Genomic DNA, 18974 nt, shown 5'->3' with positions numbered 1-18974 from the left:
AGGGTTACTCAAGTGAAGGCGGCGGGCGGCAGACGCGGCTGAACGCCGTTCAACGCGTGGCGGCTCACCTCATCGACGAGCGGGTGCAGATTGGCTGGGTGGCCGGCGGCATCGACAATCCACGGGATGTCCCCGCTGCGCCATTCATCACGCGACAGCGTGAGCGGAAACGAGGTCGCCCGCGACAGGCGTTTGTCAACATCAACAGATACCATGGCCCACCACAACGCCGCGACAGGTACGGTTTCGCCCGGGCGATCAGGGACCGGCGCATGGGCAACAACATATTGCCCCAGCAGCAGGGCGGGAATGATTGCGCTTTCGAGATCCTGAAGCTTGAATTTGCGATGGCGGGGCGAGCGCATGAGCGCCCCGACCATCGTGCCGAAGGCATGAGCCGCATCGCGGGTGCGTGCCTGCCCTGCCTGAACGTCGTCAGCAGCGCCCTGCGCTCCCGATGATCCGTTCGACGAGAGCGAAACAGACAGGCTGGGAAATGTCGTCATGATGCCAGAGACGTTCCTGGGGTCAGTCATTTTCGTCTATCCACCTTTTTTGTTTCGACGGGTTCACGCTTCGGCGATTTTATCGCCGAGCACATCGCGCACCCAGCGCATGGCGCTGTTGGCGGCAGGCACGCCGGCATAAATCGCTGATTGCATCAGCAGGGCGCGCAATTCTTCCATCGTCACGCCGTTCGTCTCAATCGCCGGCCGCAGATGGAGCTTGAATTCCTCCTCGCGGTTGATGGCCAGGGTGATGGCCAGAACAAGCATCGAGCGCGTCTTGCGCGGCAGCGTCGGGTCGCCCCAGATCTCGCCCCAGGCGATGCGCGTGATGAAATCCTGAAACGGGCGCCCGTACGCGCCAGCCCTGTCCAGCGCCCGCTCGACATATTCAGCGCCAAGAACGCTCTTGCGATTGGCAAGGCCTGCCTCGAAGCTCAGGCCACCGGATGTGGCGCGTGGTGAACCGGCGTGGAGATCAAGCCAGGCGATGAGATGGCGGTTGACGATCGCCTTCTGCTCGATATTGAGAAGATGAGCGGCATTGGGGATCACAACAAATTCCGCTCCCGGGATGAGGGCTGCGATTGCACTGCCATCGGCAACGGGGGTTGCCGGATCGTCGGCGCCTGATATCACCAGTGTCGGCGCCGCGATACGCGGCAGATGCGCCCGCAGATCCATGTCACGGATGGCCTGACAGCACACCGCATAGCCGATACCTGAAATCGCGGCAAAGCGCTGCTTCACGGGCGCCACCAAATCCGGATGATCGCGAATGGTGCGGGCGGTGAACCAGCGCGCCATGACCCCGTCGACCAGCGACCCGCATCCCTTGCTGCGCGACTGCTCGATGCGCTGATTCCATAAATGGGTGTCCGGCATGATGGCGGCTGTCGCCATCAAGGTCAGGCTGCTGACACGGGCGGGATGGCGAAACCCCATGGTCTGGCCGGTCATGCCGCCGAGCGAGAGGCCAACGATGTGCGCCTTGTCGATATGAAGCGCAGCAAGGAGACCGGCCAGATCATCGAGCGAGGTCGGCTGATCAATCAGTTGCGAGCGCCCATGGCCGCGCGTGTCGTAGCGCAGAACGCGGTAGCGCCCGGCCAGAGCTTCCGCCTGGCCATCCCACATCTCCAGCGTCGTGCCGAGCGAATTGGAAAAGGCGACCACAGGCGCGTTTGCTGGTACTGTCAGGTCGAAGAACAATTCCGTACCATTGGCGATTTTGATGACAGGCATCAGTTCCTCACTGCGGATCGGCATGGCAGGCGATATCGGCACCTGTCCATGCCATCCGACGATCAGCTATCAAACGCAAGCGGCACAGATAAGATTGTCGCCGAGTTTCACGATTGCCTAATCCGTCAAGCGGCATGATATAGGGAGAGCTTCGGATCATAACAACGTTCTGTGACGGGCCGTTGTCTTGGACGTCGAGACCTAGCAGGTCATTAACCGGTCAGCAATGCGCGCTTCCCTTTCCCCCTTACGTGTGACGCGATACAGCCGGCCGGTGACGGCGTGAGGAGCTGATGGTTGATGGCGCTGCGTTTCGGCGGGGAATGGCGCAGTTCGCCGCCTCGGTTACCCTCATCACCAGTGATGGTGATGCCGGCCTGGCGGGGGTAACCGCCTCCTCGGTCACATCGGTGTCCGATGAACCGCCGATCATGCTCGCCTGTCTCAATCTTGCGGGGCGCACCAACCGGACGATCCGCGCCAACGGCGTGTTCTGCATTAATGTGTTGGCGCCAAAGCACCAACATCTGGCCGTCGCCTTTTCGGGGAAGGTTGGCAGCTCGCTTGATGAGCGCTTCAGCCTTGCGACATGGTCGCGACTGGAAAGCGCCTCGCCCGTCCTCGCCGGATGCCAGGTGGCGCTTGATTGCCGTCTTGTGGACGAGATGATCGTCGGCACCCATGTGGTCCTTTTCGGCCAGGTCGTCGCGCTTGCCCTTGGCCCGCACGCGCCGCCCCTTCTCTATTCAAGCCGCGCCTATCGCCGCCTTGATCTGTGGCCGGAAGAAGATTGAGTTTTGATGCCTCTGGCAGTGATGATCTTGTAGGTTCCGTTTTCGTGCGTGAGCGCGACGTCGTTGAACATATCGCCCAGCGTCCGCTCATAGGGAAGCTGGCGATTGGCAACCAGCAGCAATTGGCCGCGCGGTGACAGCGCCCGGGCGGCAGCGGTGATGAAGGACTGGCCGATTTTCGGTTCCGCCGCCTTTCCGCGATGGAAGGGCGGATTGGAGATGATCCAGTCATAGTGACGCTCCATCAACAGCCCGGTGCTGACATCATGCCAGTGCCAGGCGATGGTGCGCTCGCCAAAACGGGCGAGATTAACCCTCGCACAGGCAAGCGCGCGTGCATCAGCCTCGTAAAGATCAAGCGTGGCGATCTTTGGCGCGTGATCGAGCAGTGCGCCGGCAAGATAGCCCCAGCCACATCCCAGCTCCGCCACCTTGCCGGCGAGTGCGGCTGGCAGATTGTCGCCAAGAAACCGCGAGCCGGCATCAATCGCCTGCCAGGAAAAAAGACCCGGGCAGGTGACATAAGTCCCGATATGAGCCTGAGGCCGGGCGGCCTTTTGCCAGCGCGCAAGTTCAGCTACAGCTTTCTCATCAAGACGGGCCGGCTTGCGCAACCAGAAGACACGGCAACCGCTCTTGGGCACCACGCCATCAAGCCCCAGCAGAGCACCGACATCGCGCTCATGCGACTGTCCGCCCTCATCCTTGGCGCCGGCAATGACGATCAGACCGCCCGCCACGGTCGCTGCCAGCGCATCAGCGATAAGGCCACGGCCCTCCTGGCGGTCACGGCCCAGACGAACCAGCGTGCCGGCAAACAGATCGCCATCTGCACGCTCACTGACGACCTTGAAACGGCGGCGGACCAGCATGTCGTGATGTGCCTTGTCCGGCTGCAGGCAGACAAGGCTTGTGTGCCACTCATCATCCGCATCGGCGCCCGCCCGGGCATTGAGATAGAGCCAGGGAGCACTACCTGCGCCCGGGCCATCAAGCAGACCACGGCTGAAGGGCCAGAAGAGCGCGCGTGTGAGGGGATCATCCATGGCCGGTGACGTCAGCCGATCTCGACCGACTGCTCGATGGCGCCGAAGATCGAGTGGCGTTTGGCGTCGAGCATTTCAATGCGCACGCGATCGCCATGAACCATGAAGGCCGTCGCCGGCTCGCGGTTCCTGATCGTCTCGACACAGCGGCGCTCGGCGATGCAGGCATAGCCAAGACCGCCCTCCTCAACCATGGTTCCCGGCCCGCCATCAGGCCCGCGATTGGAGACCGTACCCGCACCCACCAGCGTCCCGGCCGCGAGCGAGCGTGTCTTGGCCGCATGTGAAATCAGCCGGCCGAAGTCGAAATTCATGTCCTTTGCCGTATTCGGCTTTCCGAAGAGACGACCGTTGAGCGTGCACAGAAGCGTTCCGTCGAGCCTGCCACCCTGCCAGGCTGACCCGAGCGCATCGGGCGTCACGGCCACTGGCGAGAAACTTGACGATGGCTTGCCCTGCAGGAAGCCGAAACCCTTGGCGAGTTCGGCGGGAATGAGATTGCGCAGCGACACGTCATTGACAAGCAGAACCAGGCGGATGTGAGCAAGGGCTGCCAGCGGGTCGATACCCATCGGCACATCGTCGGTAATGACAACAATTTCTGCTTCGAAATCGATACCCCAGGCCGCATCAGCCAGGCGTATGGGGTCGCGCGGCCCCATGAAGCCGTCGGAAGCACCCTGATACATAAGCGGATCAGTGAGGAAGGACGAGGGCATGTCGGCGCCACGCGCCTTGCGCACCAGTTCCACGTGGTTGAGATAGGCGGAGCCGTCGACCCATTGATAAGCGCGCGGCAGCGGCGCGGCGCAATCGCGTTCGTGGAAACGGATCGAGGGCACGGCATCATGAGCGAGGCTTTCGGCCAATTGGCGCAGCAGCGGCTCGCAATGATCCCAGTCGTCAAGTGCGGCCTGAAGCGTGGGAGCGATGGCGGTGGCATCGGTCGCCCGCGTCAGATCGTCAGAGACAACCACGAGACGCCCATCCCGTCCGCCTTTCATTGAAGCCAGTTTCATCTTCTTGCTCTTCCTCACCAGATGTTTTTTACCGCTTGGTACACGGCTTTACCGATAACAGCTTGCGGTGTGCAAACGCTGCTGGCAAGTTCCTTTGCCGGAGCGGGAGGCCGCATGGTGACACTTTACAGTTTTCACGCCTCGGCCGGCGCCAAATAAGGTGTATCTGGCCGCGCCCGCCGGCGCTTTTTGCCACTGCTTTTGTCCGGATGCGCCCTTTGTCCCGCTTGATGACATCCCCAGGACCTTGGCGAGCGACAGCGTGAGGCGAAGCCTGATGCGACAAGGCGCGCTCATGCGGGCGCACAAGCAGATGGTCAGTGAAAATACGTCCCCATCTTAATCACACGTCAAGCATATCTTGCTAATGTTGTCTCATCAGCAAGGAGTGCTTGATGACGTTAAGACCAGAACAGGTCGTACATGGTTACGAAATATGGCGGTGGGCTGAGCCGCTTGCCATCGACGCGTTGCGTGCAGTGTACCGCCATCGCATGGACGATGCGGCAGCGGCGGAATGGCTGGCGCGGGCGCATGGACGTGTCTGGGCGCTCTCCGCGCAGGGCGGTGCGGTCGATGAGGCGATGGGCGAGCTCGAACAACAAATCGTTCAGCTCGGGCATGAGCTCTGCCTCATCCATGATGGCAATGCGGCAGTCGCCAGCGAGATCGCCGAAACGCTGTCGATGCGGTTTCGCCGTGATCTGAGGAGCCTCAGCGCCCATGCCATCACGCTTGATGATATGAGCTTTTCGCTGCGCCAGGCCGCTGAACAGGTCGCCTGACGAGCAAACTCCGCGCTCGATATCGTCGTTTTGTGCAACAAGCCTGTAGCGGCTGCGGCCATTGCCGTCTAACCTCTGCGACTGCATGTCGCGGAGGTTGTAGATGATCCGCTTTCTGATGATCACTGCCGGGCTGTGCGTGGTTGCGGCGGGCGGGGTGTTCCTGCTGCATTCGTTGAGCGGCGGATCGATCACGCAGGAGCGGCCACTCGTTGAATCCGTGACGCCACTGCAGCCGGCGGTGCGCCAGTCAAATCTGATTATTCCAATCAACATTCCGCTGGAAACAATCGCCGCGGCTGCAAACGCTGCTGCACCGCCGCATCTCTCCGGCACCAGGCCCAATCCCGCCCCGTCGCTGTTTCGCGAGGCCCAGATCGACTACATGATTGATCGCAGCCCTATCACCTTCGCGGCCCAGGGTGGCGGGCTTTCGGTTGGAAGCGAGCTGAAAGGCAATGTCCATGTAAGCGGCCAGGGCGCCGGCAGCGTCACCCAGAGTCTTGGCGGGCTGATTGGCGGGCGCATCGGCTCACAACTGCAAAATCTGCGCTTCGACCAGACGGTGGCGATCTCGGGCAGCGTCAGCGCACAGGCACGCCCGCAACTGATGCCTGACTGGCACATCGCCCCTCGGCTTACCGGCAAGGTGACGCTGAAGGAGGTGCCTCTGACGATTTCAGGAGTGAAGCTGAATATTGCCCGCGAACTGCAGCCATTGGTCAATCAGGTGCTTGCGGCCGAGATCGTCAAAGCCGAAGAGACCCTGCGCGGCGATGACCGCATCATCAATCTCGCCCGTCAGGAATGGGGACGGCTGTGCTTGTCGAAGGTGCTGCCGACGGTCGCACCCGGCGCGCCGGCGCTCTATGTCGAGGTGAAGCCGGTCGCGGCGGTCGCCGCCCAGCCGGTGATTGATGCCAAGGGCGTGCATCTGCTGCTTGGTCTGCGGGCGCAGACCCGCATTCTCCCCGAGGCAACAAAACCGGAGTGCCCGTTTCCCTCGCGCCTTGAGATTTTGCCAGCGCACAATGCCGGCGGCATCACCGTGGCGTTGCCCATTGACGTTCCTTTCAGGGAGCTGAACAGGCTGTTGTCGGCGCAACTGGCCGGAAAGACCTACCCTCAGGATCAATCCGGCCCGGCAACAGTGACGATCCGCGCGCTTGATCTCACGCCTTCCGGAAAACGTCTGCTGCTCGCGCTCAAGGTAACGATCACCGAGAAAAAATTCTTTGGCCTCTCGGCTGACGGCGAGGTTTATCTGTGGGGACGGCCGGAACTCGACAAGGCGACGCAATCACTGAAGCTTGTCGACATCACCCTCGACGTCAAATCCCAAGCGGCCTTCGGGCTCCTCGGGGCTGCGGCATCCGCTGCCACACCTTACATCACCTCGCTGATTGCGGAGCGGGCGCAGATTGACCTGAAGCCCTTCGCCGCCGATGCCAGAGCGCGCATCGCTGCGGCAGCCAGCCAGGTCGAGGCCAGCCGCAGCGATGTCAAGGTCAACGTGACGATCAGCGATCTCAACCTGCAAGACATCGTCTTTGACGCAACCATCTTGCGCGTCACGGGCGAAGCGCGCGGGCAGGCGAGCTTGTCGGTGATCTCGCTGCCCGCACGCTGAGCATCAATGGCCCGTTTCCGGCGCCAGTGTCCCAGACGCCTGACTCACCAGCCGTAGCGAGGCCGGCCATACCCGTAACCGGGATGAGGGTGGCCGTAAAATGCGTGGCGGCCGTAATAGGGGCGCGGCGCGTAGAAGGGCTGTGGCGCGAAAACGGGGCGCTGGCGCCAATAGGCCGGACCATGGCGGTGGAAGCAGCGATAGGGACCGCACACCCAGGCGACGTTTTCAATCGCCGGCGCGGCGGCGGCATTCAGAGTGGTGGCGGCAACCGGCGCGAACGGCGCTGCAGAAGCGGGAAGCGAGGCGAATCCCAAAGCCGCGCCGACAAGCGCGACAGACAGCGACAGGCGGGACAAGGTCTTCATGGCATTTCTCCTAAAACAGGATCGTCGGAATGACGATGGGGCCATTATGAGCAATGGCCCTGAACCGGTTTTGAGAGCGCTGCTCAATTTCGGTTCATCAACCTGTCCAAACGGCAATGTTGCGGAAAGGTTGCGGCCCGCCCTGCCTCAGACGGGCAGGTCCGGCGAGCTTTTGACCTCTTCCATCACCGCATAGGTGCGCGTCTCGCGCACGCCGGGCAATGCCAGGATCGCCTCGCCCAGAAGCTGGCGATAGGCCGCCATGTCGGCCACCCGCACCTTGACCAGATAGTCAAAACCACCAGCGACCATATGGCATTCGATAACGTCGGGAACGCGGCTGATGGCGGTGGCAAAGCGATCGAAAACATCAGGAGTTGTCTTGTCGAGCGTGATCTCGATGAAGGCGAGAAAGCCGCGGCCCAGCTTCTCCGGCGACAGCCTCGCGCCATAGCCGAGAATGATTTCATCGCGCTGCAGGCGCTTGACACGCTCGGTGACAGCAGTCGGCGACAGGCCGACACGTTCGGCGAGTTCGACAGTCGTCATGCGCCCTTCCTGTTGCAGGAGGCTGAGCAGGCGGCGATCCAGACGGTCAGGCATCGACATGTGATAATCACTATTATTTCAGTTCATGATATATTTTTCCTCATAAAAAATATAAAATCAATGCTGGTATCACTACATTTCTTATCGCACAGTCATACGCATCGTGAGCTGCGAGATGATGCCGATGAGCGCTTTCCGTACTGACTATGCAAGCCCTGACGAAGCGATTGCCGTGCGCCTGCTGCGCGAGGCCGGGCGTGATCAAGCCGGCGAGCAGCAGATTGATGCGCTTGCCACCCGCCTCATCACCGCCATTCGCGCCAAAAGCGGAGGGCTTGGCGGTGTTGAGGATGTCTTGCGCGAGTATTCGCTCTCGACCAAGGAGGGGCTGGCGCTGATGGTGCTTGCCGAAGCACTCCTCAGAGTACCGGATGCGGCTACCGCCGACCGCCTCATCGAGGACAAGCTCGGGCAGGGTGATTTTGCCCATCATGAGGCCAAATCGGACGCCTTGCTGGTGAGCGCTTCGGCGTGGGCGTTGGGACTGTCAGCCCGCATCATCCGCCCCGGCGAGACGCCGGACGGGATCATCGCCGGGCTTGGCAGGCGCCTCGGCCTGCCAACGCTGCGCGAAGCGACGCGCCAAGCGATGCGGGTTCTGGGCAGCCATTTCGTGCTGGGCGAGACGATCGAGGAGGCGCTCAGGCGGGCCACGGGTGGCACGGCGCGATCCTATCGCTATTCATTCGACATGCTGGGTGAAGGGGCACGCACGGCAGCCGATGCCCGGCGCTATTTCGCCTCCTATGAACAGGCGATCGCGGCAATTGGCCGGGCGGCCGGCAATGCGCCGCTGCCCAACCGCCCGGGGATTTCGGTCAAGCTGTCGGCGCTCCATCCGCGCTATGAGGCCGTGAGCCGCCAGCGGGTGATGGCCGAACTCGTGCCGCAGGTAGTTAGTCTGGCGCAGGCGGCAAAATCCTTCGATCTCAATTTCACCATCGACGCGGAAGAAGCCGACCGCCTCGAATTATCGCTCGACGTCATCGAAGCGGCCGCAAGCGACTCCTCGCTTGCCGGGTGGGATGGTTTCGGACTGGCGATCCAGGCCTACCAGAAGCGGGCGCTGGAGGTGATCGGCTGGATCGACGGCCTTGCCCAGCGCCTTGAGCGGCGCTTCATGGTCCGCCTCGTCAAGGGTGCCTATTGGGACAGCGAGGTCAAGCGGGCGCAGGAGCGCGGCCTTGACGATTATCCGGTGTTCACCCGCAAGGCGATGACCGATCTCAACTATATAGCTGCGGCGCAGGCGCTGCTGGCCGCACGCCCGCGCCTCTACCCGCAGTTTGCCACCCATAATGCACTCACGATCGCCGCCATCATGCAGGCAGCCGGCAAACCGGACGGCTTTGAATTCCAGCGCCTCCACGGCATGGGAGAGGCTGCCTATGGCGCGCTCATGAGCGAGGTGGCGGGGGTTGCCTGCCGCACCTATGCCCCGGTTGGCGGGCATCGCGACCTCCTCGCCTATCTCGTGCGCCGGCTCCTCGAAAACGGCGCCAACTCTTCTTTTGTCAACGTCGCGGCTGATCCCGATGTGCCGGTTGCAAGCCTGCTGCAGCGCCCGGCTGCGTTGATTGCCGCCCCTGCCCGGGCGCGCCACCCGAAGATCGCCCTGCCCATGGACCTCTTTGGCAAGGAGCGGCGCAATTCGCGCGGGGTCGAATTCGGCCATGCCAAAAGTCTTGCCGGGCTTCTTGCCGAAGTGCAGGCCGGGCGTGCGCATGTCGTGGCCGCACCCCTCATCGATGGCAAGGCGCAATCAGGCCCTGCGGCGCCGGTCTCAAGTCCGGTTGATGGCAGCACCTGCGGCAGCGTCATCGACAGCGATGCAGAGGCCGTGAGGCTGGCAGCTGATACGGCATTTGTGGCGCAGCCGCATTGGGGCGCGCTGCCGGTCGATAAGCGCGCCCAATGCCTCGAGCGCGCGGCTGATCTCCTGGAAGCGCGCCGCGGTGCGCTATTGGCCCTGCTGCAAAGCGAAGGTGGCAAGACGCTTGATGACGCGCTCGCCGAAGTGCGGGAAGCGGTCGATTTCTGCCGTTTCTATGCCAGCGAAGCGCGCCGCCTGTTTGCGTCCCCGCAAATGCTGCCAGGTCCTACGGGCGAGGATAATCGCCTTTATCTCAAAGGTCGTGGCGTGTTCGTGTGCATCTCGCCGTGGAATTTCCCGCTGGCGATTTTTCTGGGTCAGGTAACGGCGGCGCTCGCTGCAGGCAATGCGGTGCTGGCAAAGCCTGCGGAGCAGACGCCGCTGATAGCCTTTCTCGCGACGCAAATCCTGCTTGAGGCGGGCATTCCGGCCAATGTGCTGGCTCTGCTGCCAGGGGATGGGCGGGTGGGGGCGGCACTCGTTGCTGATCCACGCATCGCGGGGGTTGCCTTTACCGGCTCAACGGACACCGCCCGGCTGATCAACCGCCAGCTTGCCGCCAAGGATGGGCCGATCGTGCCGTTCATCGCCGAGACCGGCGGCATCAACGCGATGATCGTCGATGCCACGGCGCTGCCCGAGCAGGTCGCAGATGACGTGGTGATGAGCGCCTTTCGCTCCACCGGCCAGCGCTGCTCGGCGCTGCGTCTGTTATGCGTGCAGGAGGATGTCGCCGACAAGGTGATTACCATGGTGGCAGGCGCTGCCGCCGAGCTTGCCATCGGTGACCCGCGCGATCCACGTATTCACATCGGTCCGGTCATTGATGCTGAAGCGCGCGAGCGGCTGCAGAGCCATATCGCGCGGCTCAAGCACGAGGCGCACACCGTTTTTGCCGGAGACCTGCCAAAGACAGAGACGCCAGGGTTTTTCGTTGCCCCGCACATCTTTGAAATCAGCGACGTCAGCGATCTCAAGGAGGAAATCTTCGGCCCTGTGCTCCACGTCGTGCGCTGGAAAGCAACGCGCGGCACCCATGGCGAGCCTGTTGGCCTCAAGCGCCTGCTGGCGCAGATCGCCGGCAATGGCTATGGGCTGACGCTGGGGCTCCAGACCCGCATCGACACCAATGCCGCTCTCGTGGAAGCAGGCTCACCCGCCGGCAATCTCTATATCAACCGCAACATGATCGGCGCAATCGTCGGCTCCCAGCCCTTCGGCGGGCGCGGCCTGTCGGGCACCGGCCCCAAGGCCGGCGGTCCGCATTATCTGGTGCGCTTTGCGAGCGAGCAGGTGGTAAGCAACAATATTTCAGCCGCCGGCGGCAATGCGTCGCTGATTGCCATGGGCGAGGAGTGAGCGGGCGATACCCCTCACATGCTGAGGCGTGGCACCATGGTGTAGGCGGTGATCCCCGGCGCTGATTCGACCTTCTTCAACAGGCGGACGGCCAGAGCGGTGAACAGCGGCTCGCACAGAATGAGCGGTACATAGGAGAGCGCGAAGGTGAGCCAGGCCGAGAACGCCGCGACCTCTGTTCCCAGCGCCAGCCAGAAGCCTACCATCGCCACAACGCCGCCGTAATAAATGGCGTCGAAGCGGATGATGGCAGCAAAGCCGATTGGCATCTTGTTGGCGGCGGAGAAGAAGCGGCGGCCCACCAGCGCATGAGCGGCAAACAGCGGCACAATCAGCGACAGGCTGTTGACGCCTAGATGGACCAGATCTTCGGGCTCGAAGAAGGCGCCCTGCAGCAACAGGCCGAGCGCAAAGCCAAGGAGCGTGGGCACAAAACCGAAAACGGCATAAACGACCGAGGCGCCGATGAAATGCAGTTCGGACGGGCCGATCTTCACATGGTAGATTTCCATGAAGAGGGAAAAGAACAGCGCTGCCAGAAGGGTGGAGATGATCAATGGCGGGGCCCGCCACAGCGAGCGGCTCTGGCCCAGAACAACGGTTGCGGCGGCGGCATTGGCATAGACGATCTTGGCAGCGTTCAGGACGCCCGGTTCGATGTGCATGGCTGGTTCTCCAAGGGGTCAGATCAGACCCTGATCGATGTGGCGAAAGATGGCAGAGAAGTCTTCGTTCGCATGCCCGAGTTCGGCGAAGCGGGCATAGATGGCCGCCGCGTGGCTGCCAAGCGGCGTCATCGCGCCTGCGCCTTCGGCCGCCTCCTGCGACAAGGTGAGATCCTTGAGCATGAGGGCTGCGGCAAATCCCGGCCTGTAATCATGATTGGCGGGCGATGTCGGCACCGGTCCTGGTACCGGGCAATAGGTGGTGAGCGACCAGCACTGGCCGGAAGAGGTCGAGGCAACATCAAAGAGCGCCTGATGCGACAGGCCAAGCTTGCCGGCAAGGGCGAAGGCTTCACTGACCGCGATCATGGAAATGCCAAGGACCATGTTGTTGCAGATCTTGGCTGCCTGTCCGTTGCCCGCGCCACCGCAATGGACGATGCGCTTGCCCATCGCTTCCAGAACAGGTCTGGCGCGCTGGAAGGCTTCGCCACTGCCACCCACCATGAAGGTCAACGTGCCGGCAGCAGCGCCACCGACACCCCCCGAGACCGGCGCATCAAGCGCCATCATGCCGGCCTTGACGGCCGCCTCGCTTGCCAGACGGGCCGAGGCAACATCAATCGTCGAGCAATCGATGAAGAGCGTGCCGTGGCGGGCCTCAGCAAGCACGCTGTCAGGGCCGCTGTAGAGGGCGAGCACATGCTTGCCCGCCGGCAACATCGAGATCACCACATCCGCCTCGCTCACCGCGAGCCTGGCCGAGGCGGCAAGCGTCAGTCCCAACGCCTTGGCTGCCTCCCGCGCCGCCGGCATCGGATCAAAGCCTACCACCTCATGGCCGGCCTTGAGCAGATTGGCCGCCATCGGCGCGCCCATATTGCCAAGGCCCAGAAAGCCAATTTTCGCCATCACGTTCCCGCCCCGCTCATACGTTCCTGATTAATGCGGCAGCCTAAGCGATTGCCGCCTTCTGGCAAGAGCTGGGTGCAAGGTCGGCAAATAGACAGCGCGCGCGGCAGGAGCCACTGGCGGTGTGCTGACCGATCAAAAGACAGTTTGACATAGGGATCTGGAAAAATTAAATGTAATGTTATAACATAACATTATTGAAAGAGAGAGCGCTGTGCCCTTTTCGCTGCCCCTTCGCCGGTTCGCCGGCCCATCGCTGGTTTTCCTTCTCGCCAGCACCGGCGCTCGCGCCCAGACTGTCACCTTGCCGCAAATCACGGTCACAGCACCCAGCCCGATCGTTTCGGGTTCTGGAAACGCCGGAGGCGGCTTTGCCGACGGGGAATTGCCGGTCGTGCCCGGAACTTTCTCATCCGTAACCGTGGTGCCTCGCGCCGACATCATACGCCAGCAGCCCACGACGTTGGGAGACGCGCTTGCCGATCGGCCCGGGATTTCAGGCTCGACCTACGCGCCGGGCGCGGCAAACCGGCCGATCATCCGCGGTCTCGACAATTTCCGGGTGCGCATCCAGGAAAACGGTATCGGCGTGCAGGATGTTTCGACAATCGGCGAGGATCACGCCGTGCCGATCAATCCGCTGGTCAATGATCGCATCGAGGTTATTCGCGGCCCCGCGACACTGCGCTATGGAAGCCAGGCGATCGGCGGGGTGGTGAGCGCGGAAAACAGCCGCATCCCGACCTCTCTTCCGGTGGATGGCTACTCCGGGCAGGTCCTTGGCGGCTTATCCTCCGCCGAGCGAGGGCGCAACGGCGCCGCCTCGATCGACATCGGGGCAAACAATGTCGCCCTGCATGTCGACGGCTTCATCACCGCCAGCGACGATTACGGTACCCCGCTCGGGCGCCAGATCAATTCAGCGGCACGCGCGCAAGGCGGAGCAGCGGGACTTTCCTACATTGGACATTCGGGCTTCGCTGGCTTCGGCTACAGCCATTACAATGCGCTTTACGGCATCCCTGGCGGCGACGCCGCTGCCTCCCGCACCCGCCTGGATCCGACGCAAGACAAACTCTTTTCGCGTGGCGAGTATCGCTTCGACAGTGGCCTGTTCGAAGCCGTGCGCTTCTGGCTGGGCGCCTCCGATTACAAGCACAATGAGCGCGGGCTGGACGATGCCGGCATCGACAGCATTCGCGCCACCTTCACCAACCGGCAGGTCGAGGGGCGAGTGGAAGTCCAGCACGTGCCGGTGCAGACCGTGTTCGGAACGCTGGTTGGCGCGGCGGGCGTACAGGGCGACCTGGCAAAGCTTGGCACCTCTGGCGAGGCGGGGGGATTGCTCTCCCCGACCGATACGCGTTCGCTCGCCGGCTATCTCTTCGAACAATTGCAGCTTGGCGCTGGTTTGCGCCTGCAGGCCTCGGGGCGTATCGAAGCGGTGAGAGCGGCTGGGACAACCAGCTTCTTTCCCGCAAGTTTCCTGCCGAGCTTTTCGCCAACCGGCGAGGTCGGCGCCGACGGAAATCCGCTGCTTGCCGCCGACGCGCTCGCCCAATCTTCGTTCACCCGACGCTTTACCCCCAAGAGCGCCGGTTTCGGCATTTTGCAGGATCTTCCCTTCGGCTTCGTCGGCAGCATCTCGGGGCAATATGTCGAGCGGGCGCCAGCGGCAGCCGAACTCTTCTCGCGCGGTTCGCACGATGCGACCGCGACGTTCGAAATCGGCGACCCCAATCTCAAGCTCGAGCGCGCGCGCACGGTCGAGATCGGCTTGCGGCGCGCCGAAGGCCCGCTGCGCGTCGACGCGACCGGCTATTTCACCCGCTACACCGATTTCATCTACCGAAGGGTGACGGGAGTGCGCTGCGACGAAGAATTCTCAAGCTGCGGCGGCGACGGATCGTTGCAGCAAATTGTGTTCACCCAGCAGAACGCCATTTTCTTCGGGGCGGAAATAGCAACCCAATGGGACGCGATCCACACCGATGGCGGTGGTGTCATCGGCGTCGACGCTCAATATGATTTCGTGCGCGCCCAATTCGACGATGGGACCTTCGTGCCGCGCATTCCGCCCCACCGTCTCGGCGGTGGGTTTTTCTGGCGCGAGAATGGGCTGTTCGCGCGCGTTAATGTCTTGCACGCCTTCGACCAACGCCAGATCGCGGCCAATGAGACGACAACGGACGGCTATACCCTGCTGCGCGCCGAGCTGAGTTACACCCAGCCGACTGACCGCAAAAAAAGCGGCATTCGGGAATTCACCATCGGCATTCGTGGCGATAATCTCCTCGACGAGCAGGTACGCAATGCGGCCTCGTTCAGAAAGGACGAAATCCTGCTGCCGGGCCGCAGCGTCCGCCTCTTTCTGCACGCGCGGTTCTGAGCAGCCGCGCACGGGGTCGCCATCACACGGGCCACAAGTCCGCGCCAGAATACGCTACCGGCCGGCTTGCGCGGCTCGCGGCACATTTGCCAGAAACTCCTGCAATTGTGCCTTCCAGAACTTCGCCTGTCCCGTGGTGCCATGGCCTGCCGTGTCCGGGCTGGCGGGAATGAGATAGAGGCGGGCGTTTTTGATCCGCTTCAGCTCACGCTCCATAATACCAAGCTCGGGAGGGTTGCGCTCGTCATCAGCCGAGTTGATCGCAAGGACGGCTGCGGTGATGGTCTCGAGCTTGGCAGCGGGATCATAGTCGCGCGATGAATCCCATTGGTACATGAAATCGTTGGCATCTGCGGTAAAAGGATCGTTCAACCGCTTGTCGAGAAGCTGATCGGCCTTCTCGCGGGTGGCGGCAGCCTTGTGCAGCGCCTGATTGCCGCCATTGGTGGCAAGGGCATAGAAGGCGTTGGCTGTTTTCAGCGCCGGTGGCTGGGCGGTGTAATTGCCATTGTTCCAGGCGGGATCATTGCGCACGCTGTCGATGATGAGACGACGCAGGATCCAGTTACGGCCAGCAACTGCGCTTGGCTGTGAGGCCATCGGCACGACCGCGTCCATGAAACCGGGATAGGCGGTGGCCCAGGTCCAGGCATGCATGCCGCCCATGGAATTGCCGAGAACCAGCCGCAGATGTTTGATCCCCAACCCTTCGGTGACGAGACGGTAATGGGCCAGCACCATGTCATCATAATTATAGCGCGGGAATTTGGCCCGCAGCCCATCAGATGGTTTTGACGATTTCCCAGCGCCGAGAGCATCAGGCAGGATGATGAAATATTTGGTGGCATCGAGCGGCTGCCCGGGACCGAATAACTCGCCGGCGAAACCCGGCGATACCATGCCGGTGCCCGAACCGGCGGTGCCATGAAGGATCAGCACCGGTTCGTTCTTCGCATCCCCGATGGTGGTGTAATGGAGCTTGACCTCCGGGAGCACCTCACCTGAGGAAAAGCGGAAGTCGCGAGCGATATAGGCGCCTTCTTTGGGCGCTGGATAATCAGCCGCAACGGCCAGCGTCGTTACACAGGCCATCAGGCATCCGAGGAATAATCGCGCCGTTCTCATGTCACACTCTCCCCTGTCATGGCCATCTTGCCGCTGGTGGCCTGTAAAGTCGATGATGCGACGACTGGATGAGTTCGACAAGCGGTCTTTGGTCGCCCGACCGGGGGTCAGCTTGGAAGGAGCGAGCGACTATGCTTCTCTTCAATCTCCCTGCGGCGCGCCTGATGCAAGGCCATGCGATGAACCTTTATTTTTCTGAAACCCAGCTCGCCCACAAGCCCACCCAGTTCATGATGCATGGCCGCATCGTTGCGCCCTTTGAAACGCCTGAGCGGGCAAGCGCACTGGTCACAGCGCTTGTCGGCATCGGCCTGACGAGCCTGACGCCACGCGACCACGGGCGTGAGGCCATCCTGGCTGTCCATGCCGATCATTATGTGCGCTTTCTTGAAACCGCCTACCAAAGGTTCAGCGCGCTGTCGCCGCGCGGGCCGGAGGTGTGGCCGAACGTCCATCCCTACCGGGGAGCGGGCGCCGATCTGGCGCATCGCGCGCCGCCGCGCACCACCGGCATCGTCGGTCAGGCCGGCTGGTATATGGGCGATATGGCCTGCGCCACCATGGAGGGAAGCTTCGCTGCCGCCTACGCCTCGGCGCAGGCCGCCATCAACGGCGCCGATGACATCGTGGACGGCGCACCCGCCTCCTTTGCCCTGTGCCGCCCGCCCGGGCATCACGCCTATAGCGACCGCGCCTCAGGCTTCTGTTTCCTCAACAATGCGGCAATTGCGGCCGAGCGCCTGCGCAGGCGCTTCTCGCGAGTGGCGATCATCGATTTTGATACGCATCACGGTGATGGCACGCAGGCGATCTTCTATCGCCGCAATGATGTTTTCTACGCATCGGTGCATACCGACCCGTCCGCCTATTATCCCTATTTCGCCGGCTATGGCGACGAGATCGGCGACGGGGAAGGGCGTGGTTTCACGCTCAACCTGCCGCTGGCGCCAGGCGCCGATGACCGCGCCTTTGCTGGTGCCAATCAGACATTGGCGCAGGCCGTCAAGGCTTTCGGCGCCGAGGCGCTGGTGATTTCCGCCGGATGGGACGCTCATGGCGAGGATCCGCTGTCGAAGCTGAAGGTGACGACGGCAGGGTTTGCCCAGATCGGCGCTATCTGGGGCAGCTTGCGCCTGCCCTCGGTGATCGTTCAGGAAGGCGGCTATTCGCTGATCGCCAGCGCCGCTGCTGCCCCCGCGTTCCTGACAGCGTTTGACCGTAGCATCGGCCAATAAAAATAGGCTTTTAAGCATCTTTGCTAAGGTTAAGCTGCGGCAAATGCTGCCGGCTGCCGGAAAATACCGAAAATAACGACGCGATCCTGTCCTTTGGCACGCTCTTCGCAAAACCAAGCGTGAGAAAGGCGATGTGTTCGCCTGTGCGCCACAGACGTCCCAAATGGATACACTCATGTCGTTTACCATTGTCTCCATCCACACCATGGACCCACGCGGGGCCAAAGTCGGCGGTATCGAGACGCATATCCGCCATCTCCTGCGCCATCATCCCGCCGATGCGCGCCTTATGCTGGTTGGCATCGACGAGCGCGGCGATCTGCCGACGGGCCGTATCAGCGAAATCGATATCGAAGGCCGCACCATTTCGTTCCTGCCGCTCATGCGGGTGGAGCCAGGGGCGCAGATCAATGCCGCAGCCTCCCTGTCCTCTTCCGTGACGCTGCGCTTTGCCATGCGTCTGACAGTGGCGCTGCCGATGCTGCGCCGTCTGTTGGCAAAATCGCCCGCCATCGTCGAAGTCGAGCGCCTTGAACTGGTGCTGCCTGCGCGCCTGCTCGGTCACCCGGTGATGGCGCTCCTGCATAATGAGGGGCAGCGCGGCGACAAGATGGATTCCATCCTTGGTCGTCACTGGTGGGTGCACGAAGTGGCCGAATGGCTGGCGGTGCGCCTTGCCGCGCAACTCTTCTGCGTCACACAGAAACTTCGCGAACGGGTGGCCGCCCGCCATCCCGCCCATGCGGCAAAGATCGGCATGCGCACAGTGTCGGTTGATTGCGATCTCTTTTCACCGAGCCCGTTCGATACCAGCGAGCGCAAGCTGCGGGTTGTCTTTGCCGGCCGTCTCGATGCCTTCAAGGACCCGCCGCTGATGTTCGATGTGGCGGCCAGACTTCACGCGAGATTGAACGGCGCCTTCGAATTCCATTATTGCGGCGCCTCCGACCCGACAGTGTTTGGCGAGTTTGCGGCAATCTCCGCCTTTACCATACGCCATGGCGCGCTGACGCCACGCCAGGTCGCCGCTGTCATGCGGCGCGCCCATGTCGGCATTCTCACCTCCTATTACGAGGGCATGCCGTGCTTCCTGCTTGAACTGCTGGCGAGCGGGCGCCCCTATGCCGGCGTTCACCTGCCACAATTCGATCAGATCGTGAGATCGGGCCACAGCGGAGAAATGGTGGCTCGCAGCGAGGACCGCGCGCAGACCGCTGCGGCGATGAGCGAGGCCGTGATCGCCGCGTGGAACGGCATCCGCCTGGGTATCTACACGCCAGAAGGAATCGCTGCCTCTGTCGCCAGCTTCGCGGTGACGCGCCAGCTCGCCGAGATGTTTGCGCTGATGCGCCGGCTTGCACATGCCGGCCAGCCGCCCGTCAGCGAACCCCGTTTTGTTGCCGCAGGAGAATAA

The 18974-nt window shown here is 62.4% G+C and carries 16 protein-coding genes; 7 read left to right on the top strand and 9 right to left on the bottom strand.

Going from position 1 to position 18974, the window contains the following annotated elements:
- Positions 1-8 precede the first annotated feature (8 nt).
- Both ACINK1_RS14325 and pcaD read right to left on the bottom strand, forming a co-directional pair.
- Positions 9-506: a toxin-activating lysine-acyltransferase gene (locus ACINK1_RS14325; RefSeq protein ID WP_376802179.1), complete on the bottom strand. Its 498-nt coding sequence runs from the start codon at positions 504-506 to the stop codon at positions 9-11.
- Between the two features lie 63 nt (positions 507-569).
- The gene (pcaD, locus tag ACINK1_RS14320) at positions 570-1751 is read right to left on the bottom strand and encodes a 3-oxoadipate enol-lactonase (protein WP_395760163.1); all 1182 of its coding nucleotides are present in this window, start codon (positions 1749-1751) and stop codon (positions 570-572) included.
- 323 nt (positions 1752-2074) lie between these two features.
- Here pcaD and ACINK1_RS14315 point away from each other — a divergent pair, with 323 nt between their 5' ends.
- Positions 2075-2545, top strand: coding sequence for a flavin reductase family protein (locus ACINK1_RS14315; RefSeq protein ID WP_376802177.1), 471 nt, complete (start codon positions 2075-2077; stop codon positions 2543-2545).
- On the opposite strand, the gene ACINK1_RS14310 is transcribed toward ACINK1_RS14315, so the two are convergent.
- Positions 2509-3591, bottom strand: coding sequence for a class I SAM-dependent methyltransferase (locus ACINK1_RS14310; RefSeq protein ID WP_376802176.1), 1083 nt, complete (start codon positions 3589-3591; stop codon positions 2509-2511). The genes ACINK1_RS14315 and ACINK1_RS14310 overlap by 37 nt on opposite strands.
- An 11-nt stretch (positions 3592-3602) precedes the next feature.
- A complete protein-coding gene (locus ACINK1_RS14305) occupies positions 3603-4610 on the bottom strand; it encodes a fumarylacetoacetate hydrolase family protein (RefSeq protein WP_376802175.1) in 1008 nt (335 codons plus the stop codon).
- Positions 4611-5005: 395 nt separating this feature from the next.
- Between ACINK1_RS14305 and ACINK1_RS14300 the strand changes: the two genes are divergently transcribed.
- Complete coding sequence (locus tag ACINK1_RS14300; RefSeq protein WP_376802174.1) at positions 5006-5395, top strand: hypothetical protein; 390 nt, start codon at positions 5006-5008, stop codon at positions 5393-5395.
- 103 nt (positions 5396-5498) lie between these two features.
- Positions 5499-7025 (top strand): DUF4403 family protein, encoded by a 1527-nt coding sequence (locus tag ACINK1_RS14295; RefSeq protein WP_376802173.1) that lies wholly within the window; start codon positions 5499-5501, stop codon positions 7023-7025.
- A 44-nt stretch (positions 7026-7069) separates the two neighbouring features.
- Here ACINK1_RS14295 and ACINK1_RS14290 read toward each other — a convergent pair whose 3' ends face one another.
- Both ACINK1_RS14290 and ACINK1_RS14285 read right to left on the bottom strand, forming a co-directional pair.
- Positions 7070-7393: a hypothetical protein gene (locus tag ACINK1_RS14290; RefSeq protein WP_376802172.1), complete on the bottom strand. Its 324-nt coding sequence runs from the start codon at positions 7391-7393 to the stop codon at positions 7070-7072.
- 147 nt (positions 7394-7540) lie between these two features.
- Positions 7541-8002, bottom strand: a complete 462-nt coding sequence (locus ACINK1_RS14285) for an Lrp/AsnC ligand binding domain-containing protein (protein ID WP_376802171.1) — start codon at positions 8000-8002, stop codon at positions 7541-7543.
- A 115-nt stretch (positions 8003-8117) separates the two neighbouring features.
- Between ACINK1_RS14285 and putA the strand changes: the two genes are divergently transcribed.
- On the top strand, positions 8118-11234 hold the full coding sequence (gene putA, locus ACINK1_RS14280; protein WP_376802342.1) for a bifunctional proline dehydrogenase/L-glutamate gamma-semialdehyde dehydrogenase PutA: 3117 nt from the start codon (positions 8118-8120) through the stop codon (positions 11232-11234).
- 14 nt (positions 11235-11248) lie between these two features.
- Here the strand turns inward: putA and ACINK1_RS14275 are convergent, their stop codons facing one another.
- Positions 11249-11899 (bottom strand): energy-coupling factor ABC transporter permease, encoded by a 651-nt coding sequence (locus ACINK1_RS14275; protein ID WP_376802170.1) that lies wholly within the window; start codon positions 11897-11899, stop codon positions 11249-11251.
- 18 nt (positions 11900-11917) lie between these two features.
- The gene (gene mmsB / locus ACINK1_RS14270; RefSeq protein ID WP_376802169.1) at positions 11918-12811 is read right to left on the bottom strand and encodes a 3-hydroxyisobutyrate dehydrogenase; all 894 of its coding nucleotides are present in this window, start codon (positions 12809-12811) and stop codon (positions 11918-11920) included.
- A 214-nt stretch (positions 12812-13025) separates the two neighbouring features.
- Here mmsB and ACINK1_RS14265 point away from each other — a divergent pair, with 214 nt between their 5' ends.
- Positions 13026-15200, top strand: a complete 2175-nt coding sequence (locus ACINK1_RS14265) for a TonB-dependent receptor (RefSeq protein WP_376802168.1) — start codon at positions 13026-13028, stop codon at positions 15198-15200.
- Positions 15201-15254: 54 nt separating this feature from the next.
- Here the strand turns inward: ACINK1_RS14265 and ACINK1_RS14260 are convergent, their stop codons facing one another.
- Complete coding sequence (locus tag ACINK1_RS14260) at positions 15255-16325, bottom strand: alpha/beta fold hydrolase (protein ID WP_376802167.1); 1071 nt, start codon at positions 16323-16325, stop codon at positions 15255-15257.
- A gap of 131 nt (positions 16326-16456) precedes the next feature.
- Here ACINK1_RS14260 and ACINK1_RS14255 point away from each other — a divergent pair, with 131 nt between their 5' ends.
- Both ACINK1_RS14255 and ACINK1_RS14250 read left to right on the top strand, forming a co-directional pair.
- Positions 16457-17560, top strand: a complete 1104-nt coding sequence (locus ACINK1_RS14255; protein WP_376802166.1) for a histone deacetylase family protein — start codon at positions 16457-16459, stop codon at positions 17558-17560.
- 175 nt (positions 17561-17735) lie between these two features.
- On the top strand, positions 17736-18974 hold the full coding sequence (locus tag ACINK1_RS14250) for a glycosyltransferase (protein ID WP_376802165.1): 1239 nt from the start codon (positions 17736-17738) through the stop codon (positions 18972-18974).

This window comes from Raskinella chloraquaticus (SeqCode), from assembly GCF_021731865.1.
GTDB lineage: Bacteria > Pseudomonadota > Alphaproteobacteria > Rhizobiales > UBA4765 > Raskinella > Raskinella chloraquaticus.
The sequence above is the reverse complement of the archived record's forward strand: the minus strand, read 5'-3'. Positions and strand labels throughout refer to the sequence as shown.

Excerpts from the sequence above, each read along its gene's own strand:
- ACINK1_RS14290 (WP_376802172.1), bottom strand. The coding sequence starts at position 7,393 with ATGAAGACCTTGTCCCGCCTGTCGCTGTCTGTCGCGCTTGTCGGCGCG.
- ACINK1_RS14310 (WP_376802176.1), bottom strand. The coding sequence starts at position 3,591 with ATGGATGATCCCCTCACACGCGCGCTCTTCTGGCCCTTCAGCCGTGGT.
- mmsB (WP_376802169.1), bottom strand. The coding sequence starts at position 12,811 with ATGGCGAAAATTGGCTTTCTGGGCCTTGGCAATATGGGCGCGCCGATG.
- ACINK1_RS14275 (WP_376802170.1), bottom strand. The coding sequence starts at position 11,899 with ATGCACATCGAACCGGGCGTCCTGAACGCTGCCAAGATCGTCTATGCC.
- ACINK1_RS14315 (WP_376802177.1), top strand. The coding sequence starts at position 2,075 with ATGGCGCAGTTCGCCGCCTCGGTTACCCTCATCACCAGTGATGGTGAT.
- ACINK1_RS14300 (WP_376802174.1), top strand. The coding sequence starts at position 5,006 with ATGACGTTAAGACCAGAACAGGTCGTACATGGTTACGAAATATGGCGG.
- ACINK1_RS14305 (WP_376802175.1), bottom strand. The coding sequence starts at position 4,610 with ATGAAACTGGCTTCAATGAAAGGCGGACGGGATGGGCGTCTCGTGGTT.
- putA (WP_376802342.1), top strand. The coding sequence starts at position 8,118 with ATGATGCCGATGAGCGCTTTCCGTACTGACTATGCAAGCCCTGACGAA.
- ACINK1_RS14295 (WP_376802173.1), top strand. The coding sequence starts at position 5,499 with ATGATCCGCTTTCTGATGATCACTGCCGGGCTGTGCGTGGTTGCGGCG.
- ACINK1_RS14285 (WP_376802171.1), bottom strand. The coding sequence starts at position 8,002 with ATGTCGATGCCTGACCGTCTGGATCGCCGCCTGCTCAGCCTCCTGCAA.
- ACINK1_RS14250 (WP_376802165.1), top strand. The coding sequence starts at position 17,736 with ATGTCGTTTACCATTGTCTCCATCCACACCATGGACCCACGCGGGGCC.
- ACINK1_RS14260 (WP_376802167.1), bottom strand. The coding sequence starts at position 16,325 with ATGAGAACGGCGCGATTATTCCTCGGATGCCTGATGGCCTGTGTAACG.
- pcaD (WP_395760163.1), bottom strand. The coding sequence starts at position 1,751 with ATGCCTGTCATCAAAATCGCCAATGGTACGGAATTGTTCTTCGACCTG.
- ACINK1_RS14255 (WP_376802166.1), top strand. The coding sequence starts at position 16,457 with ATGCTTCTCTTCAATCTCCCTGCGGCGCGCCTGATGCAAGGCCATGCG.
- ACINK1_RS14325 (WP_376802179.1), bottom strand. The coding sequence starts at position 506 with ATGACGACATTTCCCAGCCTGTCTGTTTCGCTCTCGTCGAACGGATCA.